15 protein-coding genes and 1 pseudogene are annotated in these 17,356 nt (G+C 71.3%); 9 read left to right on the top strand and 7 right to left on the bottom strand.

What is annotated here, in order from left to right; translation table 11 throughout:
- Positions 1 to 6: 6 nt before the first annotated feature.
- A complete protein-coding gene (locus tag ACSEEN_RS00895; protein WP_247867397.1) occupies positions 7 to 726 on the top strand; it encodes a hypothetical protein in 720 nt (239 codons plus the stop codon).
- Here the strand turns inward: ACSEEN_RS00895 and ACSEEN_RS00890 are convergent.
- The 5 genes from ACSEEN_RS00890 to moaA form a co-directional block, all read right to left on the bottom strand.
- Complete coding sequence (locus tag ACSEEN_RS00890; RefSeq protein WP_298444160.1) at positions 660 to 2,060, bottom strand: MFS transporter; 1,401 nt, start codon at positions 2,058 to 2,060, stop codon at positions 660 to 662. The two genes, ACSEEN_RS00895 and ACSEEN_RS00890, sit on opposite strands and share 67 nt — an antisense overlap.
- 145 nt (positions 2,061 to 2,205) lie before the next feature.
- A complete protein-coding gene (gene modB / locus ACSEEN_RS00885; protein ID WP_440712003.1) occupies positions 2,206 to 3,015 on the bottom strand; it encodes a molybdate ABC transporter permease subunit in 810 nt (269 codons plus the stop codon).
- 25 nt (positions 3,016 to 3,040) lie between these two features.
- A complete protein-coding gene (gene modA / locus ACSEEN_RS00880) occupies positions 3,041 to 3,796 on the bottom strand; it encodes a molybdate ABC transporter substrate-binding protein (protein WP_440712002.1) in 756 nt (251 codons plus the stop codon).
- A gap of 93 nt (positions 3,797 to 3,889) precedes the next feature.
- A complete protein-coding gene (locus tag ACSEEN_RS00875) occupies positions 3,890 to 4,138 on the bottom strand; it encodes a MoaD/ThiS family protein (protein ID WP_440712001.1) in 249 nt (82 codons plus the stop codon).
- Positions 4,131 to 5,141 (bottom strand): GTP 3',8-cyclase MoaA, encoded by a 1,011-nt coding sequence (moaA, locus tag ACSEEN_RS00870; RefSeq protein ID WP_247867392.1) that lies wholly within the window; start codon positions 5,139 to 5,141, stop codon positions 4,131 to 4,133. Before moaA ends, ACSEEN_RS00875 begins: the two co-directional genes overlap by 8 nt.
- A 94-nt stretch (positions 5,142 to 5,235) precedes the next feature.
- On the opposite strand from moaA, the gene ACSEEN_RS00865 reads away from it, so the two are divergent.
- From ACSEEN_RS00865 to ACSEEN_RS00840, 6 genes are all read left to right on the top strand, one after another.
- Positions 5,236 to 6,414 (top strand): molybdopterin molybdotransferase MoeA, encoded by a 1,179-nt coding sequence (locus ACSEEN_RS00865; protein ID WP_440712000.1) that lies wholly within the window; start codon positions 5,236 to 5,238, stop codon positions 6,412 to 6,414.
- Positions 6,399 to 7,442, top strand: a complete 1,044-nt coding sequence (moaCB, locus tag ACSEEN_RS00860; protein ID WP_440711999.1) for a bifunctional molybdenum cofactor biosynthesis protein MoaC/MoaB — start codon at positions 6,399 to 6,401, stop codon at positions 7,440 to 7,442. Before ACSEEN_RS00865 ends, moaCB begins: the two co-directional genes overlap by 16 nt.
- A complete protein-coding gene (locus tag ACSEEN_RS00855) occupies positions 7,435 to 7,842 on the top strand; it encodes a molybdenum cofactor biosynthesis protein MoaE (protein WP_371308019.1) in 408 nt (135 codons plus the stop codon). Before moaCB ends, ACSEEN_RS00855 begins: the two co-directional genes overlap by 8 nt.
- 142 nt (positions 7,843 to 7,984) lie before the next feature.
- Positions 7,985 to 8,125 carry a hypothetical protein gene (locus ACSEEN_RS00850; protein WP_247867389.1) on the top strand — a complete coding sequence of 47 codons (141 nt, stop codon included), beginning with the start codon at positions 7,985 to 7,987 and terminating at the stop codon, positions 8,123 to 8,125.
- A 161-nt stretch (positions 8,126 to 8,286) separates the two neighbouring features.
- Complete coding sequence (locus ACSEEN_RS00845; protein WP_283255287.1) at positions 8,287 to 8,418, top strand: hypothetical protein; 132 nt, start codon at positions 8,287 to 8,289, stop codon at positions 8,416 to 8,418.
- A gap of 61 nt (positions 8,419 to 8,479) precedes the next feature.
- On the top strand, positions 8,480 to 10,183 hold the full coding sequence (locus ACSEEN_RS00840) for an ABC transporter ATP-binding protein (protein ID WP_440711998.1): 1,704 nt from the start codon (positions 8,480 to 8,482) through the stop codon (positions 10,181 to 10,183).
- On the opposite strand, the gene ACSEEN_RS00835 is transcribed toward ACSEEN_RS00840, so the two are convergent.
- Positions 10,132 to 11,049 carry an SMP-30/gluconolactonase/LRE family protein gene (locus ACSEEN_RS00835; RefSeq protein ID WP_247867387.1) on the bottom strand — a complete coding sequence of 306 codons (918 nt, stop codon included), beginning with the start codon at positions 11,047 to 11,049 and terminating at the stop codon, positions 10,132 to 10,134. The two genes, ACSEEN_RS00840 and ACSEEN_RS00835, sit on opposite strands and share 52 nt — an antisense overlap.
- Positions 11,050 to 11,184: 135 nt before the next feature.
- Here ACSEEN_RS00835 and ACSEEN_RS00830 point away from each other — a divergent pair.
- Both ACSEEN_RS00830 and ACSEEN_RS00825 read left to right on the top strand, forming a co-directional pair.
- Positions 11,185 to 11,724: pseudogene (locus tag ACSEEN_RS00830) on the top strand (PadR family transcriptional regulator); the annotation flags it as partial.
- A 172-nt stretch (positions 11,725 to 11,896) separates the two neighbouring features.
- Complete coding sequence (locus ACSEEN_RS00825) at positions 11,897 to 13,960, top strand: FAD-dependent oxidoreductase (RefSeq protein WP_440711997.1); 2,064 nt, start codon at positions 11,897 to 11,899, stop codon at positions 13,958 to 13,960.
- Between the two features lie 25 nt (positions 13,961 to 13,985).
- Here ACSEEN_RS00825 and ACSEEN_RS00820 read toward each other — a convergent pair whose 3' ends face one another.
- Positions 13,986 to 17,288: a hypothetical protein gene (locus tag ACSEEN_RS00820; RefSeq protein ID WP_440711996.1), complete on the bottom strand. Its 3,303-nt coding sequence runs from the start codon at positions 17,286 to 17,288 to the stop codon at positions 13,986 to 13,988.
- Between the last annotated feature and the right edge of the window lie 68 nt (positions 17,289 to 17,356).

Here is a 17,356-nt window from a genome sequence, read left to right as displayed (position 1 = left end):
GCGAGCATGAGCAGTCGGGCGCCCTCGGGCGAGCGGATCACCGGCCCCGACCCGCGGATCACCGTGCTTCCCGATGCCGACCGGGTCTTCGTCGACGACCAGCCGTGGCTGCACCGGGTTCTGTATCCGCTGGCTTCCGTCGAGCTCAGCGCGTTCGATCCGGAATGGACGGGGCGGATCCACTTCGTCACGCCGGTCGACGCGCAATACGGGTACGTCGGATACCGGACGACCGAACACCACGACGACCATGTCGGACTCAACTGGATCGCGTTCCGGGTCGAGGACGACGGCCGCTATCGGTTCCTCGGCGACCCCCGCTGTTTCGAGATCGAGAACCTCGGCGCGGTCGATGATCCCGAGCAGGTCGAAGAGTTCTACGCCGAGGTCGGCCGGAACTATGAGCGTCTCAAGCGGCTGTGGCGTGACGAACGCATCCTCGAATTCGGCGAACCCTGGGATCGACCCGACCCCAACTCGGACAGTCCCCGCCCACGCGCGTCCGTCGAGTCGCTCGGCGGCCCGCTGTCGTTCGGCAACTGGTCGGAGTACCGACCGCCCGCGGCGCTCGAACTCGGGCACCGATTGACCCTCCGGGACGGGCGCCCGCTGACCTATATCGGCCGGTGCCCCATTCACGGGCTGCGCGGGTGGAGCGGTCACGACGTCATACTGTTCTTCGAGCCGGAGACCCGCATCGCGGTGCTGACCTTCGAATCGACCTGACGCCGGAGACCGCCCTGCGGCGCCCGCAGATACATCCGCCAGGTCACCAGGGCGGCGACCGCGTAGAAGGCCGCGAACACGGCGAACGCGGTGGTCGCCGCGCCGGTCGACGCGTACGACTGCCGCAGCACCAGGTTGATCCCGACGCCGCCGAGACCGCCGAGGGCACCGGCGATCCCGATCACCGCGCCCGACATCGAGCGGGAATAGGCGGCGCGGCCGGCCTCGTCGAGCGGCAGGGTGCGCGCGGCGGCGTCGAACACCGACGGGATGATCTTGTACACCGAACCGTTGCCCATGCCGGAGAGCACGAACAGGAGCACGAAGCCCACCGCGCACAGCGCGATCGAGCCGCCGCCGGCCAGCAGCACCGCGGCGCCGGCGATCATGCCGAGGAACACCGCGAAGGTCACCCGGCTGCCGCCGAAGCGGTCGGCCAGCTTTCCTCCGTAGACGCGGCTGATCGAGCCGAGCAGCGGTCCGAGGAAGGCGATCTGCGCGGCGTGCAGGCTGGCCTGCGCCGCCGACTGCCCCTGGTCGCGGAACGAGAGCGCGAGCATCTGGCCGAAGGCGAACGAGAAGCCGATGAACGAACCGAAGGTGCCGATGTACAGCAGCGAGACGGTCCAGGTGTGCCGGTTGACCAGCGCCGCGCGCATCGCGCCGAGATCGACCCCGGGACCCTCCAGGTTGTCCATGTACAGTGCCGCACCGATTCCGGCGATCACCAGCGCCACCAGGTAGAACGCGCACACCCAGTACGGCTGCCGGTTGCCCGCCCACGCGATCACCAGCAGACCGAGCAACTGCACCGCGGGCACGCCCAGATTGCCGCCACCGGCGTTCAGCCCGAGCGCCCAGCCCTTGAGCCGCTGCGGATAGAACGCGTTGATGTTGGTCATCGACGACGCGAAGTTGCCGCCGCCGAGACCGGTCAGCGCGGCGCACACCAGGTACATCCACAGCGGCTGTCCCGGATGGGCCAGCAGCACGATGGTGGCGGTCACCGGGATCAGCAGCACGAACGCCGAGAACACCGTCCAGTTGCGGCCCCCGAAACGGGTGGTGGCCATGGTGTACGGGAAGCGCAGCAGCGCACCGGTCAGCGTGGCGACGGCGCCGATCAGGAACTTGTCGCCGAGCGAGATGCCGTAGACGTCGGACGGCATGAACAGCACCATCACCGACCAGAGCGACCACACCGAGAAGCCGACGTGCTCGGCCACCACGGACCAGATCAGATTGCGCCGGGCGATGGCCGCGCCGCCGGCGTCCCAGGCGGCGACATCCTCCGGGTCCCAGTCGGTGATCGTGTGAGGTCGCTTGCGCGGCATGGGTTCCTCCTTGCGCTCGGGCCCGGCGTGTCCGGGTAGAGCGACCGTACGAACGCCATGTTTCCGGTCCGGCGGCGCGCGAATCTCCCGGAGGTAAGCAAGTCCTCTCCGGGCGGATACGACGGCTGTGAGAAGGCGCGGCGAGTCAGTGCGGCGACGACAGCGCGGGCATCCAGCGGCCGCGCATCACGACCAGCACCAGGATGCTGAGTACCACCAGACCGACCGCCATCGCGATGGCGGCGTCGTCGTCGCGCTGCAGATCGAGGTAGATCGCCAGCGGCATGGTCTGGGTGACGCCCTGGACGTTACCCGCGAACGTGATCGTGGCGCCGAATTCCCCGAGCGCGCGGGCGAAGCACATCACCGCACCGGCGGCGATACCGCCGCGGATCTCCGGCAGGGTCACCCGCCAGAACGTGGTGAGCCGGCCGGCGCCGAGGGTGTAGGCGCATTCCTCGGCGTCGATGTTGCGGGTGCGCAGCGACGCCTCGACGCTGACCACGAGGAACGGCATCGCGACCACGAGCTGCGCGATCACCACCGCCCAGAAGGTGTACGTCGGGGTCCAGTCGAACCACGCGTCGAGGTACCGGCCCAGCAGACCGCGCCGGCCCAGCAGGGTGAGCAGCGCCGTGCCGACGACGACCGGCGGCATCACCATCGGCACGATCACCAGCAGGCGCACCAGCCGGGTGGGCCGGATCGCGTCGGAGGCCAGCACCGCCGCGAGCGGCACTCCGAGCAGCATCGCCAGTGCGGTCGCCAGAATCCCGGCGCCCACCGACAGCCCGAGGGCCGCCATGGCGTCCGACGCGGTGAGGAGCGACCACATCCGGCCCCACGGCGCGGCCCAGGCGAGCGCGACCAGCGGTGCGACGATCACCACCGCACCCAGGATCCCGACACCGGCGATCGGTGCCGGGAGCCCGGTGTTCGGCCGGTGGCCGCTCACGCCGCGATGGCCGTGCGGCGTTCCGTCACGGGGCGCCGAAGCCGGCGTCGGCCAGGATCTTCTTGCCCTTGTCCGAGGTCAGCAGGTCGACGTAGTCCTTGCCCGCGTCGGTCAGCGCCGACGCCGGGTACTGCACCACCGGCGCGTTGGGGATCTCGATGGTCTCCACCTTGTCGCCCGCGGACGCCGCATCGGTGGCGTAGACGAGGGCGGCGTCGGCCTCACCGCTGGTCACCGTCCCGAGCGCGTTGCGCACGTCCACGGCCCGGCTGATCGGGTGCGGCGTGCCGCCGATCGCGGCGATCGCCCGCTCCGCGGCGCGGCCGCACGGGACCTCGCTGGCGCAGATCACCGCGCGGTTGCCTTCCTTGGTGAAGAAGTCGAGCCCGGTCACCTTGCCCGGGTTGCCCTTCGGCACCACGATCACCAGCTTGTTGGTGGCGATCACGACCGGGTCCTTGGCCAGTCCGTCCTTGACGGCCTTGTCCATCGTCTCGGTGTCGGCGGTGATCAGCACGTCCGCCTTGGCGCCGGACTTGAGCTTCTGCACCAGCGCCGACGACGCGCCGGTGTCGAGCTGCACCTTGGCACCGTCGTGCTCGTCGCCGTACGCCGAGTTCAGCGGCTTCATCACGTCGACCAGCGACGCCGCGGCCATCACCCGGATCGTCTTGGCGTCACCGGACTTCCCGCCGTCCGAGCTGCACGCCGTCGCCGAAGCCGCCACGGCCACCGTCGCCGCCATCGCGACGGTCACCCCGACAAGCCTTCTCCACTTCATGATTCACCTTCTGCGTCGACGGGCATGCCGCGCGGGCGGAGCGCTCGATCGCGGCGTGGGTGTTCCGAAAGGCAAACCTATCGCCTCGCGCTGTCATCCACCGGCGAAGGGCGGCAGCAGATCCACGACGGCCCCGATCGGCGCCGCCGGGTCGCGCAGCAGTTCGTCGCCGTCGAGCACCGAACTGGCCGCGGCGAGTGCTCCGGCGTCACGCCCGTGCCGCCGGGCGACGGCCGCACGCAGGCCGTCGACGGTGGCCTCGGCGACGTCGAGCCGTTCGCGGTGGCAGCCGGTGGCCTCGGCGAGGCCCGCGAAATAGGTGACGGTGACGGTCTCAGCCACCGATCGCCCCCATCGACCGGCGCGGATGGGTCAGCACGTCGGCCGGCAGATGACCGGGCGACTTGCGCCAGGTGACCTCCCGCCAGGCGGCGGCCAGGTCCGCGGCGTCGCCGCCCGAACGCAGGATCGCGCGCAGATCGATCTCGTCGTCGGAGAACAGGCACGGGCGCACGCGCCCCTCGGCGGTGATCCGGGTGCGGTCGCAGGCCCCGCAGAACGACCGGGTCATCGAGGCGATCACCCCGACGGTGCCGGGACCGCCGTCCACACACCAGCGTTCGGCGGGAGCACCCGGGTCCACCCGGCCGATCGGCGTCAGCGCGAACCGCGTGCCGAGGGATTCGAGGACCTGCCCGGCCGTCACATAGGCGTCTTTGGTCCAGCCGCCGTCGGCGTCGAGCGGCATGGCCTCGATGAAGCGGAGTTCCAGGCCCCGATCGAGACACCAGGCGAGCAGGTCCGGGGCGCCCGGCAGGGTCTCGCTCAGCGCGACCGCGTTGATCTTCACCGGCGTGAGGCCGGCCGCGCGGGCGGCGTCGATCCCGGCGATCACATCGGGCAGCCGGTCCCGGCGGGTGATCCGGGCGAACAGGTCGCGGTCGACGGTGTCGAGCGAGATGTTGATCCGGGACAGTCCGGCCGCGGCCAGGCCCGCCGCCCGGTGGATCAGGCCGAGCCCGTTGGTGGTGAGGGCGATCGGCAGACCGGGGTGTCGTGCGCGGATCTGCGCGATCAGGACTTCCAGATCCCGGCGCAGCAGCGGCTCGCCGCCGGTGAGCCGGAGTTCGTCGATGCCGAGCTGGTCGACCGCCACGTCGACCAGGGTCGCGACCTCGTCCGCCGACAGCAGCTCCGAGCGCGGCATGATCGGCAGCCCCTCGGCCGGCATGCAGTAGCGGCACCGCAGATTGCAGGCCTGGGTCAGCGAGATGCGCAGGTCACGGGCGCGGCGGCCGAGCGCGTCGACCAGCACCGAACCGGCCCGGACCTCCGCAATCGACACACTGCCACGTTAGCAGGAATCGGCTGCTCTCAATCGGGCGTGAGCGGCGCGGGAAGCGGCGGCCGGGCGCGGTGCGCGGGATAGGCTGGGAGCCGTGAATCGCAGACCCGTCGCCGAGCATCGCGCCGCGATGGCCGACCATCTGGCCGGCCTCGCCGGCCGCACCGAGACCATCCCCGTCTCCTCGGCATTGCGGCGGGTGACGGCGCGAGATCTCAACGCGCCGTACGCACTTCCCCTGTTCGACAACTCCGCGATGGACGGCTTCGCGGTCCGGGCCGCCGAGATCACCACCGGCCGCCCGCTGCCGGTCAGCGGGCGGATCTTCGCCGGCGACACCTCCCGGCCGCAGCTGAAGCCCGGCTCCGCGATGGCGATCATGACGGGTGCACCGCTCCCGGACGGCGCCGATGCGGTGATCCCGGTGGAGCAGTCGGCCGAGGCCGACGGCCAGGTGACGTTCCGGGCCGCCCCCACCGCCGGTGACTTCGTGCGGGCGTCGGGCACCGACGTCGGCGCCGGGGACCGGGTGGTGCCGGCCGGCACCCGGCTGGGCCCCCGCCATCTCGGGGCGCTGGCGGCCAGCGGCGTGCGCACCGTGACCGTGTGGCGGCGTCCCGCGGTGGCGGTGATCTCCACCGGCAGCGAACTGATCCGGCCGGGCACCGAACCGGTCGGCGGCCAGGTCTTCGAATCCAACTCCCTCGTCCTGCAATCGCTCGCCACCGAGCACGGCGGCCAGGTGGTGTTCGTCGCCTCCGCCGGAGACGACGGCGACTTCCCCACCGTGCTCACCGCCGCCTGCCTCGACGCCGATCTGGTGCTGACCTCGGGCGGCATCTCCATGGGCGAGCGCGAGCCGGTCCGGCAGACCCTCGGCGGGCACGGCTGGTTCGGCCCGACGGCCATGCAGCCGGGCGGTCCACAGGGCCTCGCGACCTGGGAGGGCGTCCCGGTGATCTGCTTCCCGGGCAACCCGGTGAGCGTCCTGGTCTCGTTCGAGGTGCTGCTGCGCGACATCCTGCGCGACCTGGCCGGCCTGCCCGCCCTGCCGCGCGGCAAGGCACGACTGGCCCGCCAGGTCGAGTCCATTCCGGGCAAGACCCAGTTCCTGCGGGGCGTGCGCACCCCCGAAGGCACCGTCCTGCCTCTCGGCGGCCCCGGCAGCCATCTGGCGGTGACCGCCGCGCACGCCACTCATCTCATCGAGATCGACGCGGTCGAGACCCGTGTCGCGGCCGGCCGGGAGGTGACGACGTGGCCGCTGACCTGACCGGCTCCCCCGAGCCCGCCGGCCCGGGCGGACTGACACACCTGCGCGCCGACGGCACCGCCGCGATGGTCGACGTCTCGGCGAAGGCCGTCACCGTCCGCACCGCCGTCGCCGAGGGCCGCTTCCGCACCACCGCCGCGGTGATCGACGCCGTGCGGGGCGGCGGCGTCGCCAAGGGTGATGTGCTCGCCACCGCGCGGATCGCCGGGATCCAGGGCGCCAAACGGACCAGCGAGCTGATCCCGCTCTGCCATCCGCTGCCGCTGTCGAAGGTGGCCGTCGACTTCGTGCTGGAGCCCGAGTCCGTCGCCATCACCGCGACCGCCACCACCACCGGGCGGACCGGCGTCGAGATGGAGGCGCTCACCGCCGTCACCGTCGCCGGCCTGACCCTGCACGACATGGTGAAAGCCCTCGACCCGGCCGCCGAGCTGACCGGCGTCCGGCTGCGCGAGAAGACCGGCGGCCGGCGCGGCCATTGGACGCGGGACGACACCCCGCCCGTTCCCGTTCCCGTTCCGGCTCCGCCGGCCGGACGGCCCCCGCTGCACCCGACCACCCGGGCCGCGGTGCTGGTCTCCTCCACCCGGATCGCGGCCGGCGAGCGCACGGACCGGACCGGGCCGGTGATCGCCGAGTGGCTCGCCGCCCGCGGATTCGACGTCGACGGCGTGACGGTGGTGGCCGATGTCGACATCGACGGTGCGCTGCGCGCCGCCCTCGCCGCGGCCCCCGCGGTGATCGTCACGACCGGCGGCACCGGCCCCACCGCCGACGACCTGGTGCCCGAGGCGACCGCCGCGGTCCTGACCACCGAGGTGCCCGGTATCGCCGAGGCGATCCGGGACCGCGGCCGCGGCGCCACGCCGCTCGCCTCGCTGAGCCGCGGGCTGGCCGGTTTCGCGGGCGGCACCTTCGTGGTGAATCTGCCCGGGTCCCCCGGCGGGGTGGCCGACGGGCTCGACGTCCTCGGGCCGATCCTGGACCACCTGGTCGAGCTGGCCGCCGGACGGGGGCATCGTGAGTGACATCCTGTCCCGGCCGCTCGATCCGCGGGACTGCGAACAGCGGGTCCTGACCGACGCCGACGGCGCACTGGTGACCTTCAGCGGCGTGGTCCGCGACCATCACGGCGGCCGGGCCGTCGCCGCCCTCCGGTACGAGGCGCACCCCGAAGCCGACCGCTTTCTGCAAGCGGTCCTGGCGCGCCATCGCGCCGGCGACATCCGCGTCGCCGCGCAACATCGGGTGGGCGACCTCGCCATCGGCGAGATCGCCGTCGTCGTCGCGGTCGCCGCGCCGCACCGGGGCGACGCGTTCGCCGTCTGCGAGCGAGTGATCGACGAGATCAAGACAAACGTCCCGATCTGGAAGCACGAGACATATGCTGACGGCGATCGCGCCTGGGTCAACGCCTGTCACACCTGATCTGAAATGGGCATTCGCCACTGCTAGGAAACGGCCAGGCCACCGGCAGTGCAACATCAGGCTCCGCTCGTAACTTGAATCTCACCGGAGAACGAAAGCCGTTACCGGACAGCAAGATTCACACGCTGAGAAGGAGAGTGTCATGGCCAACCCGGCACCGCACAACAACACCCCCAACCGAGGCGACCAGCAGCGGCCGCAGCAGCACACCCCGCCGCGCCGCCGTACCCGCCGGCGCGTGTGGGACCGCCGCAACCACCGCTGGGTGTGGCAGTGGAGCTGATTCCACGCCGATAGTGCCCGCCTACCCGGGCATTCATCACTGACAGAAGACGGCCAGGTTACCGGAAGCCCAACATCAGGCTCGCCTCGTAACTTGAATCTCACCGGAGAACGAAAGCCGTTACCGGACAGCAAGAATTACTCGCTGAAAAGGAGTACCTCATGGGTCACCCGGAACCGCATCCCACCGCCCCGAACCACGGACGCGCCCCGCAGCACACCCCGCCGCGCCGCCGCCGTCGTCAGCGCGTGTGGGATCGCCGTCATCACCGCTGGATCTGGCAGTGGATCTGATTCCCGACTGATCTGATTCCCGACTGACAGCGCCCGCTCCCCACCTCCCAGAAGAGGATCCATGTCTCCCCTGGCCGCCATCGGCCGCTTCCGGCCCGAGATCCGGGCCGAACGCGGCCGGCTGATCTACGCGGGCATCCTGCTGCTCGCCGCCGCCGCGTCCGACGCGGTCGGCATCTTCGTCCTGTCCGACCTGGTCGACGGCGCGCTGGACGCCAGCACCTGGCAGCAGTTCGCCGGGCTCGCCGCCGTCTGGCTGGGGCTGACCGCCGCGTCGTCGCTGGCCGACTACGCCGGCGCGCTGATCGCCACCGCCGCCTCCGAGCGCACGGTCCTGCGCCTGCGCACCCGGGTGTTCGCCCATCTGCAACGACTGTCGCCGGTCGCGCACCGCCGGCGCGGTCTCGGTGACCTGGTGGTCCGGCTGTCCGCCGATCTGGAAGCGCTCGAGCATCTCATCGCGTCGGGCCTGCTCGGCTTCGTCGTCGCCGTCGTCAACATCGTCGGGCTGGTGGTCGCGGCCTTCCTGATGAATCCGGTCGTGGCCGGTGTCGCCCTCGGCGCGGCTCCCGCGTTGTGGCTGTTGTCCGCGCTGTTCAGCCGGGCGCAGCTCCGCGTCTCGCGGGACGAGCGAGAGGCCAACAGCGACATCGCCGATGCCATCACCACCGCGCTCGCCGCGCACGAGACCGCCGTCGCCTACAACCAGCGGCCGCGGGAGGCCGATCGGCTGCACCGGCACGGACGACGCTGGGCGCGCGCCCGTATCGGCGAGACCCGGCTGGAGGCCGGCTTCGGCGCCGTGATGGGCGGCGCCGAGGTGGTCGTGACGCTGCTGGTCACGCTGACCGGGGTATGGCAGGTCCGGCAGGGACACCTGACCGTCGGCCAGCTGCTGGCGCTGACCGGCTACCTCGCCATGCTGTACCCGAAATTCCAGCAGCTGGCCGAACTGCGCCTCACCCTCGCCTCCACCGCGGTCAGCGCCGACCGGATCGCCGAACTGCTCGACGAGGATCCGCACCTGGCCGATCATCCCGAGGCGACCGCCGTCGAGGTGCCCGGCACCGCGCTGACGATGGAGGGCGTCACCTTCCGGCGCGGACCGCGCGTCGTGCTCGACGACGTCGACCTGACCCTGGAACCGGGGCGCCTGACCGTCCTGATCGGCCCCAGCGGCACCGGGAAGTCGTCGCTCGCCGCGCTGCTGACGAAACTCGAACAGCCGTCGTCCGGCCGGGTCCTGCTCGACGGCCACGATCTCGCCGCCGTCACCGGCGACTCGGTCCGCGAGCACGTGACGCTGCTCCCGCAGACCCCGGCCATCGTTCCGGGGACCATCGCGGAGAACATCGCCTACGGGCGGCGCGACGCGTCGCCGGATCAGATCGTCGCGGCCGCCCGCGACTCCGGTGCGCACGAGTTCATCAGCGCGTTGCCCGCCGGCTACGACACCGTCCTGCACAGCGAGGGACTGGAACTGTCCGGGGGCCAGCGGCAGCGCATCTGCATCGCCCGCGCCATCCTCCGCGACACCCCGATCCTGGTGCTCGACGAGCCCTCGGCCGCGCTCGACGACGAATCGGTCGACACCCTCGTCGCCCCGCTGCGGCGGCTGACGGCGGGCAAGACCACCCTGTTGATCACCCACGACCCACGCCTCACGGCGATCGCCGACCGGATCCTCCGGCTGGCCGACGGCCGGATCCGGGATCAGTCGAGGGTGAGCACGCCGAGCGCGTTGTCGACGATGGTGCCGAAGTAGAGCACCCCGTCGCGCTCGGCGACACTCGTGACGAAGGTGTAGTCGATGCCGTCCGGCCGGATGTCGTGCACGAGGGTCCCGTCGAAGTCGAAGGCGATCACCCAGACCACGTCCTCCGGTGACGGCCCGAGACGTTCGGGCACCCGGGCCAGGACCCGGCGGGCACGCAGCGGCAGTTTGAAGATGCCCTCCAGCATCGGATTGCGCGGCGACGCCAGGGCACACCAGATCAGCCCGTCGCTGCCGATCGACATGTTGTCCGGATAGCCCGGGAGGCCGTCGATCAGCACCTCGATCTCACCGACGGTGTCGCCGGTCAGCCACAGCTTGGTGATGCGCGAGGCACCGGTCTCGGCCACCAGCACGTACGACTCGTCGGGCGCGAGGACCAGGCCGTTCGCGAACTGGAAATCGTCGCGCAGCACCTCGACCACACCGTCCGGCGTGCGGCGGATCAGCCGGCCGCTGCCGGAGTGCTCGATGATGTCACTGCGCCAGTGGTCGATGGTGAACCGCTGCGAGGACGCGGTGAAGTAGAGCGTGCCGTCGCGTGCCGCGACCACATTGCTCGCGAAGTGCAACGGGCGGCCGTCGACCGTGTCGACCAGCACCTCGGGCCGCCCGCGGCCGCCCGCGAGCCGGAGGATCCCCCGGTCGTGGTCGCAGAGGACGAGGGAGCCGTCGGCCAGCGCTTCGAGTCCGAGCAGGTGGCCGGCCGTGTCGGCGAGGACCTCCACCGCGTCGGTCGCCGGATCGACGGAGACCAGCCGGCCGTCGTCCAGACCGGCGACCACCCGCCCGTCGGGCAGGCACACGACGTCTTCTGGGCCGTTCCCCGGCAGGGCGATACGTCGGAATTCACTCACAGCCACAGTCTTATCAGCATCCGGTCCGCACCGCTCGTGCCATTGGTCCCCGAGTCGCCTTCCGCCGACGCATATTCACCTTGGTTCATAGTCACACTGTTGCATAGAGCGGTGATGCATGGATAGAGTGGCGACATGGCACTGGACCACGCGATTCTCGTCTCCCTGGCGGAACGGCCCGGGACCGGTTACGAGATCAGCCAACAGTTCCAGCGGTCGATCGGCTACTTCTGGTCGGCCACGCACCAGCAGATCTACCGGACCCTCAAGAAGCTCCACGCCGACGGCCTGGTCAGCTACACCGACGTCGCCCAGGACGGGCGCCCGGACAAGAAGGTGTACACGCTGTCCGACGCCGGGCGCGATCTGCTCGCCGACTGGGTCGCCAGTCCGACGCCGGCCATGCCGCTGCGGAGCGACCTCGGCGTCAAACTCCGGGCCGCCGAGTTCGGCGACCTCGGCGCCGTCATCGCCGAACTCCAGGCGCACCGCGACGAGACCGCCGCGATGCTGGAGCTCTACCTCGGCTTCGAGCGCGACTACTACCCCGACCCCGACGCCCTGACCGGCCGCAAACTGCACCAGTACCTGGTGCTCCGCGGCGGCATCCGGGCCTCGCAGGCCACCCTCGACTGGTGCGACGAGACCCTCGCCGCCCTCCGCCGCGAACTCGCTGGTCACCCGCCCGCCGAGCCGAACGAGCCACCCCAAGACCGAGCCGAAACCCACCCCCGCCCGTTGAGCCGATCAAACCCCCACAAGACCGAGTCGACCCCCGCCCGTTGAGCCGATCGAGCCGCTAGGCGAGATCGAGTCGAAACGCCCTCCTAGAAAGAAAGGCCCCGTCATGGCAGCCCCCACGACAGCCCCGAACGCCCACTACCCCAGGCTCTTCGAGCCCCTGCGGATCGGCGGCACCACGCTGCGCAACCGCATCGTCATGGGTTCGATGCACACCGGCCTGGAAGACCGGATCTGGGACACCCCGAAGCTCGCCGCGTATTACGCCGAGCGGGCGCGCGGCGGCGTCGGGCTGATCATCACCGGCGGTTTCGCGCCGACGCGCACCGGCCTGCTGCTGCCGTTCGCCGGCAAGATGACCAATCACGCCGACGTGCTGCGGCATCGCGAGTTCACCAAGGCGGTGCACGCCGAGGGCGGCAAGATCGCGCTGCAGATCATCCACGCCGGACGGTACGGGTACACGCCGCTGAAGGTGGCGGCCGGCAGCGAACCGTCGCCCATCCACCCGTTCAAGCACTACAAGATGAACGACCAGATGATCCGGCACGTGATCCGCACCTTCGGCGAGGCCGCCAAGCTGGCCCGCCGCGCCGGATACGACGCCGTCGAGCTGATGGGCGGCGAGGGCTACCTGATCAACCAGTTCCTCTGCCCGCACACCAACGACCGCACCGACAAGTGGGGCGGCTCCACCGAGAACCGGCAGCGGTTCCTGGTCGAGATCGTCAAGGAGGTCCGGAGGCAGGTCCCGCGCGACTTCCCGGTCATCCTGCGCCAATCCGTCGCCGACTTCGTCAAGGGCGGGCAGACGTTCGACGAGATCGCGCTGCTGGCCCAGAAGGTGGAGGCCGAGGGCGTCGACGCCATCAACACCGACATCGGCTGGCACGAGGCGCAGGTCCCGACCATCGTCACCTCGGTGCCGCGCGGCGCGTTCGTGAAGTTCACCGAGCGGCTGCGCGATGTCGTCGACATCCCGCTGATCGCGTCGAACCGCATCAACACCCCCGACTTCGCCGAGGAGATCCTGGAACGCGGCCGGGTCGACGCCGTGTCGATGGCGCGGCCGCTGCTGGCCGACCCGGACTTCGCGAACAAGGCGGCGGCCGGTCGTGCCGACGAGATCAACACCTGCATCGGCTGCAACCAGGCGTGCCTCGACCACGCGTTCGTCGGCAAGAAGGTGAGCTGCCTGCTGAACCCGCGGGCCGGCCGGGAGACCACGCTGACGCTCGGGCAGACGCGCCGGGCCGAGCGGGTCGCGGTGATCGGCGCCGGTCCCGCCGGGCTGTCGGCGGCGGTGTCGGCCGCGCAGCGCGGGCACCGCGTCGACCTGTTCGAGGCCGGTGACTCGATCGGAGGCCAGTTCTCCATCGCCGCCCGGATCCCCGGCAAGGAGGAGTTCAACGAGACCATCCGGTACTACACCCGGCAACTCGACATCAACAACGTGACCGTGCACCTCGGCACCCGGGTGAGCGCGCAGGAGATCATCGACGGCGGCTTCGACCAGGTGGTCGTCGCGACCGGTGTGACCCCGCGTGTCCCGGACATCGAGGGCATCGACCATCCGATGGTGATGAGCTACGCCGACGCCGTGCTGGGCCGCCGCGAGGTCGGCAAGCGGGTCGCCGTGATGGGCGCCGGCGGCATCGGCTTCGACGTCACCGAGTTCCTCACCGTCGACGACTCCCCCACGCTCAATCTCAAGGAGTGGGAGCAGGAGTGGGGCGTCACCGAGGACCTCGACACCCCCGGCTTCCTCACCCGGCCGCGGCCGGTCCCGGCCGCCCGGCAGGTGTACATGGTGCAGCGCAAGCCCGGCAGCCAGGGCAAGACCCTCGGCAAGACCTCCGGCTGGGTGCACCGCGCCACCGTCAAGATGAAGGGCGTCGAGCAGATCTCCGGCGCCAGCTACGACAAGATCGACGACGACGGCCTGCACCTCACCCTGCACGACAAGGAGGGCAACGAGACCGGCAAGCGCGTGCTGGAGGTCGACAACGTCGTCGTCTGTGCCGGTCAGGAGTCGGTCCGCGATCTGGTGGACCCGCTGACCGAGGCCGGGATCACCACCCACGTGATCGGCGGCGCCGACCTCGCGTCGGAGCTGGACGCCAAGCGCGCGATCCGGCAGGGCACCGAGGTGGCCGCCGGACTCCCGTGATCCGGCACCGCCCGCGCGGCGACGCTCAGCCCGGCGGGCACAGCGCCGCCGCGAGCGGGGCGAGCCCCGCACTGACGTGGCCGGCCCGCCCCGGATCGGTCCGGCCGCACAGCGCGGTTCCCGAACTCCGCTCGAGGTACTCGTAACTCTGTGTGGACAGCGTCCAGCCGAGCGGAACCTCCGGGGCGGGGATCAGCGGCGGCGCCAGGGTGATCACCGACCCGGTCACCGCGCTGCTGCCGCCCGCCGCGGCCCGGAGGGCGTCGCGCAGCCGCGTACAGGGCGACGGCGCGGTGGCGGCGGCCGACGGCGCGCAGGCGTCGTCGAACGTGCGATCCAGGCGCCGGATCCAGGCGGGTGTCGTGGTCAGCGCCTTGCTGCCGCCGGCGCCGTACGCGGGGACCAGGGCCTCCGGCTTCGAGCGTGCCGGGGCCGGGGCCGGCGACTCGGGGACGTCGTCGAGGTAGAGGACGATCGGGACGACGTAGTAGCCCTGGCGCGGTCCGGCGGTACCGGCCGCGACCTTCCCGTTGTGGTCACGGATGAGTGCGGTGAGTTCGGGTGCGATGTCGGAGAGCGTGCCCAGGCCCTCGCCGTCGACGTAGCCGCCGTCGATGAACTGCCAGGAGTTGTGGTCGCACGGGTCGGCACCTTTCCCGCTCGGCTGCGGCCGCATCATCCGGCCCGCGGGTGTGACGAACGGGAAGCGCGCCGACAGCATGGCGGCGGTCGCCCAGCTCAGTTCCGGAGGACAGTTCCGGAAGCGGTCGTAGAAGTCGATACTGCCCGGCAGCTCGGCGTCGTCGGTGTTGCAGACCTGCGCCGGGACGTCCGCGGCCCGCTCCCCGTCGGGACTCGTCGACAGCTGGCTGATCAGCGCCCGGCAGGGACCGTTGACGATGGTCGAGTTGAGCATGAGATAGCCGGTCGACGGCGGCAGCGCGGGCGGCCGCCACGGGAAGGTCGTCCCCAGCGACGGGACCTGCTCGGTCCACGACTGTTCGATGAGCGCGGCGCGGTCCTGCCATCGTCCGGAGGCGTTGGTGCGCAGACCCGTCGTCGACGCGAAGACGTCGCCGACCAGCAGCCCCGCCGCCCCGGCCGCCAGCGGATCCGGATTCGTCAGCGCCTTCGCCCCGGCGCGGTAGTCGCCCGGCGCGGTGCGGCCCACCTGATTCGACGACTGCACGACGGAGAGTCCCACCGATCCGCCGCTGGCGCCGGACGAGGCGAACACCGCACTCGACTGGCAGTCGTCGCGGACGACGTGCCCCGGTCGATCCTCCCGCCCGGACAGCGTGGCCACCGAGTTCGCGGTCCACACCGCGGCACGGATGCCGCCGCCGCTGGCGGCGATCAGCACCAGCGGCCGCACGGGCCGCTCCCCGGGCGCCGGCACACGCGCACACTCCTCACCGGCGGCCAGCCAGACGTCGAAGGCCTTCGCGACGGTGAGCCGGTCATCCCACCGTCCGGCACCGGCCTGGATGCGATGGAGGTCGGGATCGCCGCCGAGCAGGCTCGGCACCGCGATCACCACCAGCGCGAAGGTCAGCACCGGTGCCGCCTGCATCTTGGCGGCGCGGAACAGTTCCGGCGCGGCGCGGCTCTGCAGCAGCAGGATCATCATGCCGAAGAACACCATCAGCGCGGTCAGCGCGAGGGTGAGGGTCGCGACCACGCCCAGCCATCCGGAGAAGCCGAGCGGAGCCAGCACGAAGGTGAGCAGGACCCCGATCGAGCCGCACCAGATGACGATCTTGGCCCACGTGCCCAACCGCTGCGGCGCACCCGCCGGTACGGACGACGCGGCGTCGTCCCGGACCCGCACGAAGTACGCCGCCAGGCCGGCGAGCACCAGCAGACACAGCCAGCTCGCCGCCCACGGCACCACGTAGCGGACGGGGAAGCCGCCGAACGGATCGTCCGCGCCGTCGGGTGTCACCCACGCCGCCACGATCGGCGCGGTGAACGCGCGGACCGCGCCGAGGCAGAGCACCGCGATGTAAAGGACGACGCAGGCGCGTCCCACCAGGTCGACGCGCTTCACCCGCAGAGACGGGTCGTCCCGATCGTCGGCGAGCAGGTCCGCCGGTTCCTGGGCGATCGGCGGCGGCCGCCACACCAGTATCGCGGCGAGGACCGCTGCGCCGACCGGCACCGCGACGAGTGCCCAGATCATCGGGGAACCGCCGGCCGACGACTGGATCAGCGCCCACAGCATCAAGGCCAGGCCACCGATCCCGGCCGCCGCACCGTCCCACGTCGCCGCCCGCGACCGCGGCTCCGGCGCGTGTTTTCGCACCGCCGCTTCGCGGGCCACCGCCGAGGCGAACGGCACCGAGCTCAGCAGGACCACGAACAGCGCCATCATGTCGGGATCGACGAGGGCCCCGTGGCCGGAACCCCGCAGCACCGCACCGGCGATCAGCACCGCGGCCGGCAGCGGCAGCCACCACCACAGCCACGCCGGCTCCCTCGGCTCCCCCGCGTCGTCCGAGAGCCACAGCCATCGCACGAGCTTGGTCCGGTAGTACCCGATGGCGCACAGCGCACCGACGGCGACGAGCGCCACGACGGTGATGATGGCGAGATCACCCCACGCTTCCCTCGCCGGCAAGGCGGCGGTGAAGTCGTCGACCCAGCGGCGCTGCGCATCGGGGATCTGGTCGAGGGTGTCCTTCGCCGGAACCAGCGCGAGGACTCCCAGCACGACGACCACCACCAGCGACAATCGCTGAATCCAGAGGGCCTCCACATAACCGCGGAACGTCTTTCGGACCAGCCCCCAGAACGTCGGCGAGACGGCGAAGGAGACCACCATCACCGCCCAGCCGGCCCACTTGAGGTAGCTCGCCGACGCCAGCACGGTCGCCGCCCCGGACACCCGCGGGTCGCTGTCGTGCAGTCGGGCGGCGATCACCAGCAACGCGATGGCCTCGACGGCTTCGCCGACGGTGATCGCGCCCAGCGCGATCCACCGGGTGATCTGGCCTTTCGCATTGACACCGGCGATCAGCGCCACCAGCAGGATCAGATAGCCGACCGTGAACACGGCGTCGAACAGCACGTGCCATCTGACGAGACCGGCGGCCAGCCCGGCCGCGCCGCCGCTACCCGAGGTCCACGCTTCCCAGGCCGACCGCCGGCCCCACGCGCCCAGTCCTTCGATCTGGCCGAGGGTGACCGTCTGCCCGGTCGCGGTACTCCGCCCGATGAGGCGATCGGTCTCGGCCATCGCGATGAGGCCGGCGAGACCGAGCAGGAACGCGGCCCAGAGAACGACGGACCGCCACCGCGCGGCGGGATTGAGCGAGATTCCAGACATGTGATCCTCCTCGACGCCGGACCCGGGGTCTTTCATCTTCCGCCGTCGCGGGCCGCGGGTCGCCAGGA

The sequence above is a fragment of the Gordonia marina genome, from assembly GCF_052036135.1.
In the GTDB taxonomy this organism is placed as follows: Bacteria; Actinomycetota; Actinomycetes; order Mycobacteriales; family Mycobacteriaceae; genus Gordonia.
Note: the sequence above shows the minus strand (reverse complement) of the source record. Positions and strands in the feature narration are given on the sequence as shown.

Coding starts and splice junctions, on each gene's coding strand:
- ACSEEN_RS00895 (WP_247867397.1), top strand. CDS start 7: ATGAGCAGTCGGGCGCCCTCGGGCGAGCGGATCACCGGCCCCGACCCG.
- ACSEEN_RS00890 (WP_298444160.1), bottom strand. CDS start 2,060: ATGCCGCGCAAGCGACCTCACACGATCACCGACTGGGACCCGGAGGAT.
- modA (WP_440712002.1), bottom strand. CDS start 3,796: ATGAAGTGGAGAAGGCTTGTCGGGGTGACCGTCGCGATGGCGGCGACG.
- ACSEEN_RS00850 (WP_247867389.1), top strand. CDS start 7,985: ATGGCCAACCCGGCACCGCACAACAACACCCCCAACCGAGGCGACCAG.
- ACSEEN_RS00845 (WP_283255287.1), top strand. CDS start 8,287: ATGGGTCACCCGGAACCGCATCCCACCGCCCCGAACCACGGACGCGCC.
- ACSEEN_RS00840 (WP_440711998.1), top strand. CDS start 8,480: ATGTCTCCCCTGGCCGCCATCGGCCGCTTCCGGCCCGAGATCCGGGCC.
- ACSEEN_RS00825 (WP_440711997.1), top strand. CDS start 11,897: ATGGCAGCCCCCACGACAGCCCCGAACGCCCACTACCCCAGGCTCTTC.
- ACSEEN_RS00820 (WP_440711996.1), bottom strand. CDS start 17,288: ATGTCTGGAATCTCGCTCAATCCCGCCGCGCGGTGGCGGTCCGTCGTT.